The following is an 18173-nucleotide window of genomic DNA, read 5'->3' as shown; positions in this document are numbered from 1 at the left end:
ATGTCTTGCGCCCTTCAGGAACCGGCGAGCTCAGCAACGACGTCCCGGACGAGAACACCGGTGACGTGACGGCGCCAATCGGCGGCGCCGTGTGGATCGGAATAGTATGCCTGCAGGGGTATCGCCGAATCAACATGGGCCGCAACCTCATCGGGTTCCATGGTTTCCGCGGCGACCACATAGGGGACGCGGGTCGCGGCCGTCACCGAGATCAGCGCGCCGGCCGGCCGGTTGCGTCCGACGACCACCACGCCGGAGCGGCCCAGCGGTGACATGGACATCTTTCGCAGCGCGGTGGGCTGGGTGAGCGCGGCAGCCGGGATCGTGATGGAGCGCAGCACATCTCCCGGTTCGAGAACGGTCTCGTTCTGTGCGGTGACGAACTGGGGCACCGAGTAGAGACGATCACTGCCATCGGCTTTCCACACCAGGAGTCGGGCGTCGAGCGCAGAGGCCATCGAAATCATCGCGCCGGCCGGGAATCCGAGGCAGATGTTGCCGCCGACGCTGGCGTTCTTCCAGATTTTGAACGACGCCAACAGCGCTCGCGCTGCGGCGGGAAACAGTCCGGTGGCAACCCACTGGGCCGGATACTGCGCGGAGATGAGCGTCTCGATGGTGCAGGTGGCGGCGATCTCGAGTCCGTCATCGGTGATGGTGAGATCGGGCCAGCGAAGCCCGCGCAGGTCGATCAGGCGACGCAGGTGCATCTGCGGTTCACTCATCAACCAGGTGCCACCGGACATCAGGCCGTCGGTGGCGCCCAACCCCGCCAGATCGGCGCGGGTACGGGGTGTTTCGATGCTTTCGATCGTGTGGAGATCCATCATCCTGCCTTGGCGATCAGTGCGGTGTGTGCCGCTGCGACTCTGCGTGCGGTGTCTTCGGCGTCGATGGTGGTCAACTCGCCCCCGCTGACAACGGTCTTTCCGTTGACCCACAGCCGCTCGATGGGCGGCACGTCACCGAGCACCAGGGCGGCCACGGGGTCTTCGATGCCGCTGTGGGCCAGGCCGTCGAGTCGCCACAGCACGAGGTCGGCGAGTTTGCCGGGCTCGATGGATCCCAGCGTGCCCTGACATCCGAGGACGCGGGCCCCTCCCAGGGTTGCCAATTCGAGGGCATCGCGGGTGGTCAGCGCGGTGGGACCGCCGATCGCGCGGGCCATCAACACTGCCTGGTGGGCTTCTTCGAGCAGGTTGCTCGATTCGTTGGATGCCGCCCCGTCGACGCCCAGACCGACGGGGACGCCGGCCGCGATCAGGTCGCGGGTGCGGGCGATCCCCGCTCCCAGCCGGCCATTGGAGCTGGGGCAGTGGGCAACTCCGCTTCCGGTTGTGGCGAGCGTGGAGATGGCCTTGTCGTCGAAGTGGACGCCGTGGGCGAACCAGACGTCGTCGCCCAGCCAGCCGACGCTCTCCATGTACTCGAGGGGTGTGCAGCCGAAATGTTCGGCGGTGTAGTCGGATTCATCGACGGTTTCGGCGAGATGGGTGTGCAGTCGGACGTTCTTCTCGCGAGCCAGCTGGGCGGAGGCACGCAACAGGTCAGCGGTCACCGAGAACGGGGAGCAGGGGGCCAGGGCGATCTTGACCATCGCATCGGGCGAGGGGTCATGCCAGCGGTCGATCGCGGCAGAGCTCGCGTTGAGGATCTGATCGATGGTCTCGACCACGCGGTCGGGTGGCAGCCCACCGTCCTTCTCACTCAGATCCATCGAGCCGCGGGTGGGATGAAAGCGCAGGCCCACCGATTGGGCGGCGAGTATCTCGGCGGCGAGCAGGTCACCGCCTTCCTTGGGGAAGACGTAGTGATGATCGGTGCTGGTGGTGCAACCGGTCAGTGCGAGCCGGCCCAAGGCACCCAGGGCGGCGACGTGCACACTCTCTTCGTCGATACCCGCCCACACCGGGTACAGGGTGGTGAGCCACTGGAAAAGGGTGTGATCAGCGGCGAGACCGCGCGTGATCCACTGATACAGATGGTGGTGGGTGTTGATCAGGCCCGGTGTCAGGACGCAGCCGGTGCCGTCGATCACCTCGGATGCGGCTGCGACCTGTGGGTCGACGCGTCCGTCGACGACCGCGGTGATCGTGGTGCCGTCGAAGACCACTGAACCGGTGCGTAACTCCCGACGCCCGGCATCCATGGTGACAATGTAGGCATTCTCGATCACAGTGCTCATGCCGTCACCGTACGACGGGCTGGTTACAAAGAAATGACAACGACCTGTCTGGGCCCAGGTGAGGAATATCATCATTTCCGTCGGATACAACGGTTGCGGCCGGTTGGCGGCGCCTCTATCGGAGGGTCTGAAATGACGGAAACCACTATTGATCCCGCTTCCAAATCCGAACCGGAACTGAAGCGGGTGATGGGTCCGGGCCTATTGCTGCTGTTCATCGTCGGTGACATCCTCGGGGCGGGGGTCTACGCGGTCACCGGCCAGATGATCGACAACGTCGGCGGGATGGCGTGGCTACCTTTCATCCTGGCGTTCGCGGTTGCCACGTTGACCGCATTTTCGTATCTGGAATTGGTGACCAAATACCCGCGATGTGCGGGCGCGGCGTTGTATACGCAGAAAGCATTCGGCATTCATTTCCTCACCTTTCTGGTGGCCTTCGCAGTGGTGTGCTCAGGCATCACGAGTGCATCCACGTCGTCCAACGTGGTCGCAGGCAACCTGCTCGAGGGACTGCACGAGTCATTCAGCAGCGCCGACGGATTGGGCTGGTTCGACGTCCCCACCGGGGAGGGCGCGCAGTTGGCGGTCGCTCTCGGGTTCATGCTCCTGCTGGCCGTGATCAACCTGCGTGGCGTCGGTGAATCCGTGCGGTTCAACGTGATCCTGACCGCGGTGGAGATCCTCGCCCTCGCGATCGTGATCATCATCGGTTTCGTGGCGGCCGGACGGGGGACCGGTGAGGGCGACATCGGAAATCTCGTGGTGTTCGAGGACGCCAACGACAAGGGCTGGTTCTTGGCGGTGACCATCGCGACGACGATCGCGTTCTTCGCGATGGTGGGCTTCGAGGACTCGGTGAACATGGTCGAGGAGACCAAGGAACCCCAGAAGATCTTCCCCAAAATGATGTTGTCGGGGTTGGGGCTCGCCTGCCTGATCTATGTCCTGGTGGTGGTCGCGGTGATCGCGGTCCTGCCACTCGACTACGACTCGGGAGACGAGGGCATCCTGCTGCACGTGGTCGAGATCGGGGCACCGTCCATCCCGATCGACGAGATCTTCCCGTATCTGACGGTGTTCGCCGTGGCCAACACCGCGCTGATCAACATGCTCATGGCCAGCCGGCTGATCTACGGCATGTCGAAGCAGCGGGTACTCCCGCGCAGCCTGAGCGGGGTCTTGCGGAACCGGCGGTCGCCGTGGAGCGCGATCATCTTCACCACGCTGCTGGCATTCGTGCTCATCATCGTCGTGAACCAGTTGTCGGGCAATGATGTCGTCGCGGCCCTGTCGGGCACCACGGGACTGTTGTTGCTCTGCGTGTTCGCGGTGGTCAATGTGTGCTGTCTCGTCCTCAAGCGCCGTAACGACAAGACCTTCTTCCGGGCGCCGCTCTGGACGCCGGTGGTCGGGGCGGTCCTGTGTCTCTTCCTGGCCGGACCATGGGCGCGCACCGACGCCCAGATGATCCAGTACAAGATCGCGGGCGTGATGTTGCTGCTCGGAGTGGTGCTCTGGGGCGTGACATACGCGGCGAACCGGATGGAAAACGGTCCCGGAGACGACGATGACATCGAGGCGCTCCTCGACGATCACGACGTGAAGACCTAGTCGCCCGACGACCTGTGACGGCCCGCCTCTCCCGGCCCGGGCCGCGGCATATCACCTGGTGGGATGAGCGCGGACATCTATCGTGTCCTTTCATATTTTGTGTCGAGTCCGACATTGGACGGCCGCACATGGCATTGAGCAGGGCAGATCTGAGGGGTTACTCGGCCCGCGCCCCGAACACACCGGTTACAAAAACCGCACAGCCACCGCCTGATCATTCGTGAGAACGCCGGCGGGTCGTAGGGTTTCTTGTGCAGGGTTCTGTGCGGTTCCCGCGGTGGGTGCAGTGATCGGCGCGAATGAAATTGGAGGCGGGTTGATGTTTCGTAAGGTGCTGGTGGCCAATCGTGGAGAGATCGCGATTCGTGCGTTCCGTGCGGCGTATGAGTTGGGTGCCGGCACGGTGGCGGTGTACCCGTATGAGGATCGCAACTCGATTCATCGATTGAAGGCGGATGAGGCCTACCAGATCGGTGAACCCGGTCATCCGGTGCGCGCATATCTGTCGGTGGACGAGATCATCGCCGCGGCCCGTCGTGCCGGGGCGGACGCCATTTATCCCGGCTACGGATTCTTGTCGGAGAACCCGGACCTGGCAGCGGCGTGTGAGGCTGCCGGGATCACGTTCATCGGGCCCAGCGCCTCGGTGCTGGAACTGACCGGGAACAAGGCTCGGGCAATCGCCGCCGCCCGCGAAGCAGGGTTGCCGGTGCTGGCGTCCTCGGAGGCATCCGATGATGTCGAAGAGTTGATGGTCTCGGCCGAATCGATGACGTTCCCGGTGTTCGTCAAGGCGATCGCCGGTGGTGGCGGCCGTGGTATGCGCCGGGTCGAGACGATCGACGAATTGCCTGAGGCGATCGAAGCCGCTGGGCGTGAGGCGAAGTCGGCATTCGGCGATGCGTCGGTGTTCCTGGAGCAGGCGGTGATCGAACCCCGCCATATCGAGGTTCAGATCCTGGCCGACGGTGCCGGAAACGTGATGCACCTGTTCGAACGCGACTGCTCGGTGCAGAGGCGCCATCAGAAGGTCATCGAATTGGCACCGGCGCCGCATCTGCCGCAGGAGTTGCGCGAAAAGATGTGCGCGGACGCGGTGGCGTTCGCCAAGAAGATCGGTTACTCGTGTGCGGGTACGGTCGAGTTCTTGCTCGACCGCAACGGCAATCATGTGTTCATCGAGATGAATCCGCGGATCCAGGTCGAACACACGGTCACCGAAGAGATCACCGACGTGGATCTGGTGCAGTCGCAGATGCGGATCGCCTCGGGGCAGACGTTGTCTGATCTGGGGTTGTCGCAGGATGCGGTCCAGATTCGAGGCGCGGCGTTGCAGTGCCGGATCACCACCGAGGACCCGACCAACGGCTTCCGTCCGGACACCGGCCGGATCACCGCCTACCGGACACCCGGCGGTGCGGGCATCCGGCTCGATGGTGGCGCGACCCTGGGCGCCGAGGTCAGCGCACATTTCGATTCGATGCTGGTGAAGCTGACGTGTCGCGGACGCGATTTCGAGACGGCAGTGGCCCGCGCCCGGCGTGCGGTGGCAGAGTTCCGGATCCGTGGCGTGGCCACGAACATCCCGTTCCTGCAGGCAGTTCTGGACGATCCCGATTTCCGGGCCGGGAATGTCACCACCTCGTTCATCGAGCAGCGCCCGCAATTGATGACCTCGCGGGTCTCGGCCGACCGCGGTACCCGGATCCTGAACTACCTGGCGGACGTCACCGTCAACAAACCTCATGGTGAGCGGCCGGCCACGGTCTATCCCCGCGACAAGCTTCCCGACATCGACATCAGCTCGCCGGCCGATGGTTCGCGGCAACGGTTGCTCAAACTCGGACCGGAGGGTTTTGCCGCCGATCTGCGGGCATCAAAAGCGTTGGGGGTCACCGACACGACCTTCCGCGATGCCCATCAGTCGTTGCTCGCGACCCGGGTGCGTACGTCCGGGCTGCTGATGGTCGCCCCCTACGTGGCGGCGGCGACACCGCAGTTGCTGTCGGTCGAGTGCTGGGGTGGCGCGACGTACGATGTGGCGCTGCGGTTCCTGAAGGAAGATCCGTGGGATCGCCTGGCCCAGTTGCGCGAAGCGATTCCGAACATCAACTTGCAGATGCTGCTGCGTGGCCGCAACACCGTCGGCTACACGCCGTATCCCGAGACGGTCACCAAAGCGTTTGTGGCCGAGGCCGCCTCGACCGGTATCGACATCTTCCGGATCTTCGACGCGCTGAACAACATCGACCAGATGCGGCCGGCGATCGACGCGGTCCGCGAGACCGGCAGCACGATCGCCGAGGTCGCGATGTCGTACACCGGAGACCTGTCCGATCCGAACGAGAAGCTGTACACGCTCGACTACTACCTGAAGCTGGCCGAGCAGATCGTCGAGGCGGGTGCGCACATCCTGGCGATCAAGGACATGGCCGGGTTGTTGCGCCCGCAAGCGGCCACCGCGCTGGTCACCGCGCTGCGCAGCAACTTCGACCTGCCGGTCCATGTGCACACCCATGACACCCCGGGTGGCCAGTTGGCGACGTTGTACGCGGCCTGGCAGGCCGGTGCGGACGCGGTCGACGGTGCCTCGGCATCGATGGCCGGGACCACCAGTCAGCCGGCGCTGTCGGCGATCGTGGCCGCCACGGCGAACACCGAGTACGACACCGGTCTGGATCTGGCTGCCGTCTGCGACATCGAGCCGTACTGGGAGGCCCTTCGAAAGGTGTACGCGCCCTTCGAATCCGGGCTGCCGTCACCGACCGGCCGCGTCTACACCCACGAGATCCCGGGCGGGCAGCTGTCCAATCTGCGCCAGCAGGCCGTCGCACTGGGCCTCGGCGATCAGTTCGAGCAGATCGAAGGCGCCTACGCGGACGCCGACCGGATGCTGGGACGCCTGATCAAGGTCACCCCGTCATCGAAGGTGGTCGGGGACCTGGCGTTGACCCTGGTCGGTCAGGGAATCAGCGCCAAGGAATTCGCCGACGACCCCACCTCCTACGACATCCCGGACTCGGTGATCGGATTTTTGCGCGGTGAGCTGGGGGAGCCGGCCGGCGGTTGGCCCGAACCCCTGCGCAGCCGGGCGCTGGCCGGGCGGGCCGAGCCCAAACCCGAAGTCGCGCTGTCGGACCAGGACACGGCAGACCTGCACGCCGCTGAGGCCTCGGTGCGTCGAAGGACGCTGAACCGCCTGCTGTTCCCGGGCCCGACCAGGGACTACGAAGAGCACCAGGTGGCCTACGGCGACACCTCGACGTTGTCGGCGAACCAGTTCTTCTACGGCCTGCGCTATGGCGACGAACACCGCGTGGAACTCGAGCCCGGTGTCGAACTGCTCATCGGTCTGGAAGCGATCAGCGAACCGGACAAGCGGGGGATGCGCACGGTCATGTGCATCCTCAACGGGCAGTTGCGCCCGGTACAGGTCCGCGACCGCAGCCTCGATGTCACCGAGTCGGTGGCCGAAAAGGCGCAGGTCGGGAATCCGAAACACATCGCCGCACCGTTCGGTGGTGTGGTCACGATCGTGGTGAACCCGGGTGACAAGCTCTCTGCCGGTGGTGCGATCGGTTCGATCGAGGCGATGAAGATGGAGGCGGCGATCACCGCACCGGCCGGCGGCATCGTCAAACGTGTTGCCATCACATCGGTCTCGCAGGTCGAGGGAAGCGACTTGCTGGTCGAGCTGGAATAGCAATTGTGCAGCGACAAGTCCGCCGGCACCCTGATGGGCGCCGGCGGACTTGTTTGTCTATCGCCGTGCGGGCTCTGTCACGTACTCCGTCAGATCGGCGCGGCGGGTCATCGTCCAGTAGTCGATGATTCGCCAGGGCAGTACCGCCACCACCCGGCCGTCGGCGTTGCGGTACCAGTTGCTCATGCCGGGGTGGGTCCACACCATCGACGCATGTGCGTCGTCGACGGCCTTGTTGTAGGTGTCGTGGACGTCCTGGCGGGGTTCGATGGCACCGAGATCGTCATCGACCATCTGGGTCAGCGCATCCATGATGTACCGGATCTGGCATTCGAGCATGGTGATGAAACTGCCGCCGTGGCCCAGGGCCGTGTTCGGTCCGGTCATGATGAACAGGTTGGGGAAGTCGGGAACGGTGACGCCGAGGTATGCGCGGGCGTCGTGCTCGCCCCACACCTCGCGGGTGGTGGCACCGGACCGGCCCACCACATCCATCGGGTAGAGCAGGCGGTCGGTGTGGAATCCGGTGGCCATGATGATCACGTCGAACTCATGGTGCGTGCCCGAGGCGTCCTCGAGCCCGGTCTCGGTGATCTCCGCGACGCCCTCGGTGATGAGTTGTACCCCTGGGCGTTTGAGCATCCGATACCAGCCGTTGTCGAGCAGCATCCGCTTCCCGAAGGGCGGGTAGTCCGGCAGGCACTTCTCGACGAGGTCGGGGCGACCTTCGAGTTCGTCGGTGAGATAACGCGTGTAGAACGCGCGGTGTCCGTGGTTGGTCTTGTTGATCGAGAGCTTGGACTCTGTCCACTCCGGGTCGACGGTCAGGGTCGGATGGACCTTGTCGTTGAAGATCCACGACAACCTCACGCGGTACCACTCGTGGTAGTACGGCACATGATCCATCAGCCAATGAACGTCGTCGCCGACCTGCGAGAAATAGACGTCATTGGGTGCGATCCACTGCGGTGAACGCTGGAAGATCGTCAGTGAGGCAACCGAACCGGCGATGGCGGGCCCGATCTGCATGGCACTGGCACCGGCCCCGACAATGGCAACGCGCTTGTCACGCAAGTCGATTCCCGGCGGCCACTGTGCTGAGTGGAAGAGTTCCCCGGCAAAGGAGTCGAGTCCGGGCAGCGGTGGGATCTTCGGGCGGTTGAGCAGGCCGACCGCGCTGATGACGGCGTTGGACGAGAACGTCACCACGTTCTGGTGATCGTCCCGGGCGGTGATGTCCCACCGCTGCGCGGCCTCGTCGTAGACCACGCTGCTGACCTCGGTGCCGAACCGGATGTTGGTCCGCAGGTCGTAGGTATCGGCGAAGTCTTCGAGGTACTGCTGGACCTCATCGCGCTTACCGAAGTGCGTCGACCACGGGTGACGGAAGAACGAGTACGAGTACAGGTAACTGGGTGTGTCCACCCCGGCGCCGGGATAGGTGTTCTCCCACCACGACCCGCCGACGTTGTCGTTCTTCTCGAGCACCACGTGGTTGATACCGGCCTTGCTCAGCCGTACCGAGGCAAGCATTCCGGCGATACCGGAGCCGATCACGACAACGGAGAAGTCTGTGGGAACCGCGCGGGTCGGATGCGGTTCGGGTGTGTCGTCGAATCCCAGCACCTCGGCCATCATCGGGCCGAACTCGTGGGGTACCGACTCACCCATGGTGAACTCCATGACCTCCATGAGTTCACGGGTGTCGAGGACGGGCAGTGCCGGCTCTCGGCCACCTGCCCACGCGGTCACCGCCTCGACTGCCGCGTCCCGGATCTCGGCTTGGACGCTGTCGGGCAATCCGCCGGTGGCGTTGTCGTCCATGCCGCGGCTTCGGGTCGGCCGGTAGGGCGCGGAAAGCCGGCGCCGGTCGCCGGTCAGTTGGTAGAGGACCGCGAGGAGGGTGGGGATGTTCGCCGACTGGACTGCTTGACCCAGCCGGGCGAGGTCGATCCCGCTCGCGGGTGCGGTTGGCTGAAGGTTCACGACACAAGACTAACCATGGGTAGTCCAGGAAATGCAAGAGCGCCGGTCATATCTGCGACTTTGGGGTCGACCGGGTAACAAGACTTGACAGAAGGGCGGTTCGCTGGCGATGCTGTGACTGCAATCACGCTAACAGCGGTAAGTAGTAGCTGGTCAGCAATCCGGGGTGGCCGCCAGGCCGCATGCCGGGGCTGATCCCGTAACAAGGAGATCTTGATGGAACTTTCCGAGGCGATGCGCACCACCGGAACCTGTCGGCATTACTCGGACGCGCCGGTTCCGGACAAGGTCCTCTACGACCCATTCGAGGTTGCCCGCTTTGGTCCCCAGGGTGGCAATCGGCAGCCGGTCCGTTGGATCGTGGTGCGCGATGACGCGAAGAAGAAGGCACTGGCCGACCTGTACCTCCCGTACTGGGAGGCCTATTACAGCGCGATCAGCGACGGTTCCCGGGACGTCGGTGCGGTACCCAAGACGATCCGCAGTGCCAACGAGTTCGCGCACAACCTCGCGACGGTGCCTGCGCTCATCGTGGTCTGCGCCGAGATCGACGGACTCCATCCCACCGACGCCGAGTTGGATCGCATCAGCGTGGTCGGCGGAGCGTCCATCTATCCGACAGTGCAGAACCTGTGCCTGGCGTTGCGCGACCAGGGCGTCGGCAGTGCGGTGACCACCTTGCTGTGTCACGAGGAACCCGCAGTCCGTGAACTGCTGTCGATCCCGGACGGCTTCATCACCGCTGCCCACATCGCCGTCGGCTATCCCAGCGGCAAGTTCCCGACCAAGCTCACCCGCAGCCGCGTCGAGGACATCGTCTCGATCGACTCCTTCGACACGCCGCTGTTCGTGTAGTCGATCCGGTTTACTTCCCCCGCACTGCTGTGCCCATCGCGCTGCTGTGGCGCATCGGCTTCGCCAGATCATGGAGTAATGAAAAGCAATGTCTTTGAACACGATTGCCTCGAGTCCGCTCGGTCGGGCCACCCTTGGTGACCAGCTACGCCGCCATGCCCGGACCCAGGGCGGCAAGCCGGCATTCATCAGCTACGACGTCGCCGGTGATCGTCATGTCTGCACCTATGCCGAACTCAACGAACGAGCGAACCGCTGTGCCGACATGTTGCGCGGCATGGGCGTCGGCCGGGGCGATCGCATTGCCGTGATCGCACGCAACCACGTCGACACCGTGGTCGCGTATTACGGCGCACTCAAGATCGGGGCCTCGTATTCCGGTATCAACGTGATGTTCGGTACGGCTGAAGTCTCGCAGCAGCTTTCACACCTCGAGCCGTCGGTGGTCCTGGCCGGTGCCGAGTTCACACCCGTTGTCGATGAGGTGAGGGACACTGCACCGGTCGGTCACCGCGTGGTGTTCGGCGAAACCGCGGTGGCGGGATGGAAGTCGTTCGACGAGTTGCTGATGGCGGCCTCGTCGGATGAACCCGACTGCGAGGTCGATGAACACGACCTGGCGATGATCGTCTACACCAGTGGCACCGAGGCCGCGCCCAAGGGCGTCATGATCACGCACCGCAACTACCTGATCTCGACCGGTCCGGCCTGGAGCTGGGGGCTGCGGACCCAACCGGACGACATCTGGCTGTATGTCATGCCATTTCACACGATCGCCGGCATCGGATCGATGACCACATTGACGATGATGGGCGCCACCCTGGTTCTGCCCGCGACCACCGAGGCGGGCGCATCGCTGTCGATGATCCGGGACGAGAAGATCACTGTTCTGGCACAGACACCCACGTTCTACATCGGCCTGTCCGGGCATGCCGATTTCGGGCCGGACTCCGTGCGTACGGTACAGCGCTGCATGACTTATGGAGGTCAGGTGTCGCCGCATGCCATCGCGTCGTGGGCGGATGCCGCGCCGGGCATCACCTGGGGCACGTATTGGGGGCAGTCCGAGCTCTCCCAACTGGGCAGCGTGGGCTGGTTCCACACACTCGATGACATCCCGGACGGCGACCCCACGTGGATCGGAAAGCCGGTTGCGCATCTGGAGGTCGAAGTCATCGACGCCGAGGGGAACCCGGCGGAATCCGGTGAACTGATCTGTCGTTCGCCGTCGGTGATGTCGGGATACTTCAAGGACCCCGAAAGGACCGCGCAGGTCATCCGGGACGGATGGGTACACACCGGTGACATCGTTCGACGCGATGGCGACGGCAACCTGTTCTTTCTCGATCGCAGCAAGGACATGATAAAAACCGGTGGCATGAACGTTTCTTCCCAAGAAGTCGAGCGAGCCCTGCAGAGCCACCCCGACATCGTTCGCGCCGCGGTGGTCGGCCTGCCCGACGACTACTGGTCGGAGGTCGTCACCGGCTTCGTGATCCTGCGCGAATCGGCCACATTCGACGCGGATTCGCTCATGACGCACTGCAAGCAATCGATCGCAAGCTACAAGACGCCCAAGAAGATTCATGCTCTGACCGAGCTGCCGGTGGACCCGCAGGGCAAGGTGCTCAAGCGTGAGCTCCGCCGTCTCTACGCCGAGGCGAGCTCACGGTGACGGCAGAGCAGGCTCCCGCCACGAACCAGCGAGGTGCGGCGCGCCGCGCCGAGATCGTCTCGGCCGCAGCAGATTTCTTTGCCAGGCAGGGCTATCACACCGTCGGTATGCGGGAAATCGCCGAAGCGGTGGGTATCCGGGGTGCGAGCCTGTACAACCACTTCTCGAGCAAAGAGGAGATCATGTACGCGATCGCGCTCCGCATGACCCGTGATCTCCAGGAGCTGCACATGCCACTTCTGGACGCCGCCGGAACTCCGAAGGAGCGGCTGTCGAACCTGATGCACGCGCACATCCGGAGTCTGGCCGAGCATCAGACCGAGCATCTGGTGAGTCTGCGTGAGCAGACAGCATTGACACCCGAACACCTCGCGGAGATCACCGATATCCGGAAGTACTACCAGCGGCGGGTACGCGACGTGATCGCCGCCGGCGTCGCTGCCGGCGAGTTCCATACTGCCAATCCCCATCAGGCGGCGGTGGCGATCCTGGACATGATGAACGGCATCAGCTGGTGGTTGCACGAGGGTCAGGACGTCGCCGCACTGGCCGATACGTACACCTCGTATGCGGTCGACGGAGTGCTGCAGACCGGCGCCGCCGGACGGAGTGACCGATGACGGGCCCGTTGACGGGTATCCGCGTGGTCGAGATGGCCGGCATCGGTCCGGTGCCTCACGCGGCGATGATCCTGGCCGACCTGGGCGCCGACGTGGTTCGCGTCGATCGGCAAACCAAGGCAGCGGCGGCAGATGGTGTTGCCGATGCGGATCGCGCAATGTGGCGCGGCCGTGCGCTGGTCACCGCCGACCTCAAGGATGAGACCGATCGGGAACACGTACTGGATCTGATCACGTCTGCGGACGTGTTGCTCGAAGGATTCCGGCCCGGGGCCATGGAACGGCTGGGCCTGGGCCCCGACATCTGTCACCAGCGCAATCCGCAGCTGGTGTACGGCCGGATGACGGGTTGGGGCCAGAGCGGGCCGCTGTCCCAGCGGGCGGGCCACGACATCAACTATCTGGCGCTGACGGGCGTCCTGGGTGCGATGGGGCCTGCCGACGGACCGCCGGTGCCGCCGTTGAGCATGGTCGCCGACTTCGGCGGTGGATCGATGCTGCTGGTTCTCGGAGTCCTCAGTGCGCTGTGGAGTCGCGACAGCGACCGGGCAGGGGTGGGTGGACGCGGGCAGGTCGTCGACGCATCGATGGCAGACGGCGCGAACCTGTTGTCGCAGTTGCTCTGGTCATGGCGGGCCGCCGGCCGGTGGTCCGACGATCGGGGCACCAACCTGCTGGACGGGTCGGCGCCGTTCTACCGGACCTACGAGTGCGCGGACGGTCGGCACGTGGCGGTCGGATCGATTGAGCCGCCGTTCTATTCGCAGCTGGTCAACGGACTCGGACTCGTCGAATCCGATCTGCCGGATCGATGGGACAAGGAACAGTGGCCGACGCTGACCAAGGTGTTCGCCGACGTGTTCGCCACGCGTCCCCGCGATGGCTGGGCAGTGGTCTTTGCCGACACAGATGCTTGCGTGACACCTGTTCTCGCGTTCGGTGAGGTCGCTTCGCACCCGCAGATGGCTGATCGGGGGGCCATCGTCGAGATCGACGGTGTGGCCCAACCTGCCCCGGCGCCACGCTTTTCGCACACTCCCGTTCCGGTTCCGGTGGCTCCCACCGAACTGTCACTGGAGGAGTCGGTCCGGAACTGGGCTCCACGCTGAGGTGGCGAGTCTTGACGAACACTCAAGCCGGCGGGAAGTTACCCGCCCGGCTGAGCTGTCCGGGTACGTCCTTCGAGAGCTGTTTGCCGAGCCATACGGCTGTCTCGGCCAGTGATTCGAGCTTGACGCCGGTCGCGACACCCGATCGGTCGAGGGCATAGATGAGGTCTTCCGATGCGATGTTGCCCGTCGCGGCCGGTGCGAACGGGCAACCACCGAAGCCGCCGATGCTGGCGTCGAGCGCTACCGCACCGAGATCGAGTGCGGTCGATGCGTTTGCGTAGCCGGTGTTTCGGGTGTTGTGAAAGTGCCAGCGCAGCGGCACATCCGGTGCGGTGCGGGCAGCTCCGGCGGCCAGTGCGCGGACCTGAGCGGGCACCCCGACACCGATCGTGTCGGCCAGGGCGATCTCATCCGGTCCGGCCTCTGCGACTCGGGCGATCAGCTCGGTGATCCAGGCAGGGTCCACGTTGCCGGAGAAGGGGCAACCGAACGCGGTCGCGATGGTCACAGTCGTACGCACGCCCGCCGCCTTTGCCTCCGTCGCAATCTCACTCCAGGCCGAAATGCCCTCTGCAACAGTGCAACCCTGATTCCTGGTGCTGAATTCGTCGGTCGCGACCACCACCACGTTGACCTCGTCGACGCCGGTGGTGAGCGCGCGATCGAGACCCCGGCGGTTGAGCACCAATCCGATGTACGAGACCCCGTCGACACGTGGGACCTGGGCCATCACTTCTTCGGCGCCGGCCATCTGCGGGACCCGTGCGGGGTTGACGAAGCTGACGGCCTCGACGCGTTTGACTCCGGCCGCGATGCTCCGTGTGATCAGTTCGACTTTTGTGTCAACCGACAACACAGTCTTCTCGTTTTGGAGACCATCGCGGGGACTGACCTCGACCAACTGCACCGTTTCCATCCACCCATAGTGCACGGAACTGCCTTTGTATGCACCCGGCTGATGCGCAACAGCGTCGCCGGGGGCAGGAGGGGAGACAAACGGTCGTAGTCCGCCTAGATTGTGAACAACAATTGAGGGAGGGCTCACGTGACCCGAGCGGTCGACAAGGTGTACGCGCATATCCGGGAAGGCATCTTCGACGGAAGGTATCGTCCTGGTGCGCGGTTGGGCGAGGTCGAGATCGCGGATGTGACCGGGGCCAGCCGGACGCCGGTCAGGGAGGCGCTGCGGCAACTCGAGATGGAGGGCCTGGTCGAGGTTCTGCCGCATCGCGGCGCCCGGGTCTATGACTGGACTGTCGACGATGTCGAGGAGATCTACGACCTGCGGATGGTGCTGGAGGCAATGGCCGCATCCCGGGCCGCCGAGAGGATCGGGACCGAGGACCTGGCGCGGCTGGCCGAGTTGTGCAATCTGATGGACACCGCGCTTGCCGACAAACACGTCGAGTTGGTCGCTCAATACAACGACGAGTTCCATGAGATCGTCCGGATTGCCGCCGCGAGCTCCCGGTTGACCACGATGTTGGGCAACGTCATCCAGGTCGCGCTGGTGATGCGCACGTTCCAGCGTTACGATCCGGACGAATTGAGCCGCAGCTTTGCTCATCACCGCGACCTCGTCGCCGCCCTGCGCGCTCACGATTCGCTGTGGGCCGAATCGGTGATGCGAGCCCACGTTCGAGCAGCCAAAGCTGTTCTGGTGCGAGAACTGTCGGCCGAAGCCGGGTAGCCGCGTCACGCGCCAGAATCGCCTGTCGTACCTGTTAAGTCTCAGGACATCGGTGACAGTTCTGTCTCAGGACATCGGTAACACTTCTGGTGGTGTTGGTGGTGACACTTGCCCCCCGAGTAACCGAGGTCTGGTGCCGACGGATCGACTGGGTTGGTGCCGAGGAATGAACCAATAGATCCCCGATTCGTCTTGTAATCACGCAACGGCCCCCTGATGCACCACGTGGGCGGTGGCCCCATTCTGCCCTGAGCGCGGCCTGAGTCGGAAAACGTTCTACGCCATACGTGCTCGCACCATCACTGAAGGACAGGCGGCAGCGTTGGAACCGCGCTCCCGTCGCCCAAGGACCCGCCCGCACCAGATCGTCGACGCGGTTAAGGAACAGGCACTGGGGGTGCGGGCGGCGTTGGAGTCCTCAGGCCTAGATCGCGGACCGATCAGTGTGCGACAAGATCCGCGCGATGGGATTGGACCAGGTTCCGGCCACGGCATCGCTGGCGCGGATCTTCCGCGAGGCCGGCGTTGCTCGCCTCGAGTCCAAGAAAAGCGCAGGGCTGCGTGGCGGCGGTTTGTCTATCCAGCGCCGAACGCATGCTTGCAACTCGATGCCACCGAATACGTCCTCACGGCGGCCGTTCATGCGTGATCTTTCAATTCATCGGTGGCCAATCCGGCTTCGCATTAGCCTCCCATGTGGCGTGAAGCGAAACCGAGAAGGCCGCCATCGCCACGGAATTGCCCTCAATCCATCACGAGGCGGAAATCTCGGCTCCTCGTTGGCGATGTTCTCATCGAACACACCCAACCCGACCCAGGCGTGAGATACGTCGGCAACGGAAAATCCAGCGGCTTGCAACTCGAAACCCGGTGAACTGTGACCGATGTCCCGACACAATACCTGTCACCAATGTCCCGGCGCGGAACTGTCTCCGATGTCCCTGTGACTTCACAAATTGTCTGTCGTACCCCCGGTCTAGACTCAAATGTATGTTCGAGGGGGAGATCGAAGATGCAGGTGGGGACGATGAAATCGGTCCTGTCGAGTCGCTGGGTGTCAATGAGTTGTTGCGTAACACCGAGCTCGCGATGGTCCAGCAGTCGCGGATGGAGTGGGAACGTTATGCCGCTGCGGCAATGCTGCACCGACATCTCGTTGAGCCGACCGCCGGGACCGAGGCGGAGCTGCGGGCGCTTGATCCGTTCGCGCAGTGTGCGGCGAGATTGTCTGCCGCACAGGGCCTGACGCAGCGGACTGCGGAGTTGCAGATCAACCGTGGGGTGGCGCTGCGCGATCGACTGCCTGCGGTCAATGCGCTGTTGAAAGCCGGGCGCATCGCCGCGCACCATATTCCTGACATCATCGCCCGCACCGAGTTGATCGAGGGCTCAGCCCATATGGCCGATATCGATCGGGGGATCGCCGAGGCGCTGGGTCGGCGGGGGTCGTGGTCGAAGGGCCGGATGCGAGACATGGTCGATGCCATCATCTTCCGCCGGGACCCGGATCTGGTCCGGAAGAACCGGGAGGATGCGAAAAACAATCGTGGGGTGTGGGCCAACAACACCGAACACGGCATGGCGGTTTTGGACGCGCATTCCACGGCCGAGGAATTGACGTTGATCATGGCGCGGCTGGAAAAACTGGCGATGGCCACGTGTAAGGCCGATCCGCGGAAAAAGGCTGATCGGATGGCCGATGCGTTGTTCGCCACCGTGATGGGCCGTGAGTTCCGCTGCGAATGCCCGAACGATCCGAAACATCCCTGCACCGCCGAGATCGTCACCATGCCTGCGAGCCAGGTCGTTTCAGGGGTGGATGTGAAGATCGTGCTGCACGTGATCGCCGACCAAGCCACCCTCGAGGGCACCGCCGACAATCCGGGCTTCATGGACGGACACGGCGTGATTTCCGGCGATCACGTTCGCGACATCGCTGCCCACCCGAAAACCGTGCAGCGACCGATGGGCAACAAACCTGCGCCGGCTCCGGCGCAGCCCGAGCCGGAGACGCCGAAGCCGAAGCGGCCGACCGTGTACATGCGTGGACCGCAGAACCCACCTGCCGAAAACCTTCCCGCCGGCAGCAACGACAACGCGATCGTCGCGGCGCCGTTCCCGCAGGTGATTCCGCTGCCGGCCACCCAACCCGGTGACCAGTACCGGCCGTCAGCTGTGCTCGACAGTTTCCTCCGGATCCGGGATGTGTACTGCATGTGGCCGGGCTGTGAACACAAAGCCTGGGGCGCCGATCTGGACCACACCTGCGAGTACAACCACAAAGACCCCGACGCCGGTGGCTGCACCCATCCATCAGAGATGAAGACACTGTGCCGTTTTCACCATCTGCTCAAGACCTATAGTGACTGGCTCGATGACCAGTACCCCGACCCGAGCACGGGACGGACCCGGCTGATCTTCACCACCCCCGAACGCCGGCACTATCACGGTCCGGGATGGACCGGCGACGATCTCTTTCCGACGTTGAGGTTGATAGCCTTCGACAACCAACGCGGCTCACCAAGCCGGCCACAACCGCCGATAGCACCGCCAAGATCGCAGTCGCGCACCGCTGCCAAACACGCACGCCGGCAACAAGAACGAATCGCCAACCGACGGCAGCGCGAACTGGCAGAGCAACTCAACCGGGAACGCCGCGAAGAACGAGGAAGGAACGAACCGCCACCGACCTACTGATTTCGATCCCGGGGAACGGGCTTGTGATCGACGTGA

12 protein-coding genes and 1 pseudogene are annotated in these 18173 nt (G+C 64.1%); 9 read left to right on the top strand and 4 right to left on the bottom strand.

The features are described 5' to 3' along the window. Positions 1 to 14 precede the first annotated feature (14 nt). Both AC51GR_RS17935 and AC51GR_RS17930 read right to left on the bottom strand, forming a co-directional pair. Positions 15 to 827, bottom strand: coding sequence for an FAD binding domain-containing protein (locus AC51GR_RS17935; RefSeq protein WP_496326005.1), 813 nt, complete (start codon positions 825 to 827; stop codon positions 15 to 17). Beyond that, positions 827 to 2185: an 8-oxoguanine deaminase gene (locus tag AC51GR_RS17930; protein ID WP_496326004.1), complete on the bottom strand. Its 1359-nt coding sequence runs from the start codon at positions 2183 to 2185 to the stop codon at positions 827 to 829. The genes AC51GR_RS17935 and AC51GR_RS17930 overlap by 1 nt, the downstream gene beginning before the upstream one ends. A gap of 132 nt (positions 2186 to 2317) precedes the next feature. Here AC51GR_RS17930 and AC51GR_RS17925 point away from each other — a divergent pair, with 132 nt between their 5' ends. After that, the gene (locus AC51GR_RS17925; RefSeq protein ID WP_496326003.1) at positions 2318 to 3799 is read left to right on the top strand and encodes an APC family permease; all 1482 of its coding nucleotides are present in this window, start codon (positions 2318 to 2320) and stop codon (positions 3797 to 3799) included. Between the two features lie 319 nt (positions 3800 to 4118). Beyond that, a complete protein-coding gene (locus AC51GR_RS17920) occupies positions 4119 to 7502 on the top strand; it encodes a pyruvate carboxylase (RefSeq protein WP_496326002.1) in 3384 nt (1127 codons plus the stop codon). Positions 7503 to 7559: 57 nt separating this feature from the next. On the opposite strand, the gene AC51GR_RS17915 is transcribed toward AC51GR_RS17920, so the two are convergent. Next, positions 7560 to 9488 carry a flavin-containing monooxygenase gene (locus tag AC51GR_RS17915; RefSeq protein ID WP_496326001.1) on the bottom strand — a complete coding sequence of 643 codons (1929 nt, stop codon included), beginning with the start codon at positions 9486 to 9488 and terminating at the stop codon, positions 7560 to 7562. Positions 9489 to 9704: 216 nt separating this feature from the next. Between AC51GR_RS17915 and AC51GR_RS17910 the strand changes: the two genes are divergently transcribed. From AC51GR_RS17910 to AC51GR_RS17895, 4 genes are all read left to right on the top strand, one after another. Then, complete coding sequence (locus AC51GR_RS17910) at positions 9705 to 10343, top strand: nitroreductase family protein (RefSeq protein WP_496326000.1); 639 nt, start codon at positions 9705 to 9707, stop codon at positions 10341 to 10343. 88 nt (positions 10344 to 10431) lie between these two features. Then, a complete protein-coding gene (locus tag AC51GR_RS17905) occupies positions 10432 to 12018 on the top strand; it encodes a class I adenylate-forming enzyme family protein (RefSeq protein WP_496325999.1) in 1587 nt (528 codons plus the stop codon). Then, positions 12015 to 12638: a TetR/AcrR family transcriptional regulator gene (locus AC51GR_RS17900; protein ID WP_496325998.1), complete on the top strand. Its 624-nt coding sequence runs from the start codon at positions 12015 to 12017 to the stop codon at positions 12636 to 12638. Before AC51GR_RS17905 ends, AC51GR_RS17900 begins: the two co-directional genes overlap by 4 nt. Then, complete coding sequence (locus AC51GR_RS17895) at positions 12635 to 13747, top strand: CaiB/BaiF CoA transferase family protein (protein WP_496325997.1); 1113 nt, start codon at positions 12635 to 12637, stop codon at positions 13745 to 13747. The genes AC51GR_RS17900 and AC51GR_RS17895 overlap by 4 nt, the downstream gene beginning before the upstream one ends. Positions 13748 to 13769: 22 nt before the next feature. Here the strand turns inward: AC51GR_RS17895 and AC51GR_RS17890 are convergent, their stop codons facing one another. Next, positions 13770 to 14666 (bottom strand): hydroxymethylglutaryl-CoA lyase, encoded by an 897-nt coding sequence (locus AC51GR_RS17890; RefSeq protein WP_496325996.1) that lies wholly within the window; start codon positions 14664 to 14666, stop codon positions 13770 to 13772. A gap of 129 nt (positions 14667 to 14795) precedes the next feature. Here AC51GR_RS17890 and AC51GR_RS17885 point away from each other — a divergent pair, with 129 nt between their 5' ends. The 3 genes and pseudogenes from AC51GR_RS17885 (at position 14796) to AC51GR_RS17875 (ending at position 18137) form a co-directional block, all read left to right on the top strand. Next, on the top strand, positions 14796 to 15440 hold the full coding sequence (locus AC51GR_RS17885; RefSeq protein WP_496325995.1) for a GntR family transcriptional regulator: 645 nt from the start codon (positions 14796 to 14798) through the stop codon (positions 15438 to 15440). A 153-nt stretch (positions 15441 to 15593) separates the two neighbouring features. Next, positions 15594 to 16225, top strand: a pseudogene (locus AC51GR_RS17880) (transposase family protein); the annotation flags it as partial. Between the two features lie 205 nt (positions 16226 to 16430). Beyond that, positions 16431 to 18137 (top strand): HNH endonuclease signature motif containing protein, encoded by a 1707-nt coding sequence (locus AC51GR_RS17875; RefSeq protein WP_496325994.1) that lies wholly within the window; start codon positions 16431 to 16433, stop codon positions 18135 to 18137. Positions 18138 to 18173 lie beyond the last annotated feature (36 nt).

Source organism: Williamsia sp. z71 (genome assembly GCF_059553375.1).
The sequence above is the reverse complement of the archived record's forward strand: the minus strand, read 5'-3'. Positions and strand labels throughout refer to the sequence as shown.

Bases quoted from the DNA above. Each gene is read 5' to 3' on its own strand.
- AC51GR_RS17935 (WP_496326005.1), bottom strand. From the start codon at position 827: ATGGATCTCCACACGATCGAAAGCATCGAAACACCCCGTACCCGCGCC.
- AC51GR_RS17930 (WP_496326004.1), bottom strand. From the start codon at position 2,185: ATGAGCACTGTGATCGAGAATGCCTACATTGTCACCATGGATGCCGGG.
- AC51GR_RS17925 (WP_496326003.1), top strand. From the start codon at position 2,318: ATGACGGAAACCACTATTGATCCCGCTTCCAAATCCGAACCGGAACTG.
- AC51GR_RS17920 (WP_496326002.1), top strand. From the start codon at position 4,119: ATGTTTCGTAAGGTGCTGGTGGCCAATCGTGGAGAGATCGCGATTCGT.
- AC51GR_RS17910 (WP_496326000.1), top strand. From the start codon at position 9,705: ATGGAACTTTCCGAGGCGATGCGCACCACCGGAACCTGTCGGCATTAC.
- AC51GR_RS17905 (WP_496325999.1), top strand. From the start codon at position 10,432: ATGTCTTTGAACACGATTGCCTCGAGTCCGCTCGGTCGGGCCACCCTT.
- AC51GR_RS17895 (WP_496325997.1), top strand. From the start codon at position 12,635: ATGACGGGCCCGTTGACGGGTATCCGCGTGGTCGAGATGGCCGGCATC.
- AC51GR_RS17890 (WP_496325996.1), bottom strand. From the start codon at position 14,666: ATGGAAACGGTGCAGTTGGTCGAGGTCAGTCCCCGCGATGGTCTCCAA.
- AC51GR_RS17875 (WP_496325994.1), top strand. From the start codon at position 16,431: ATGTTCGAGGGGGAGATCGAAGATGCAGGTGGGGACGATGAAATCGGT.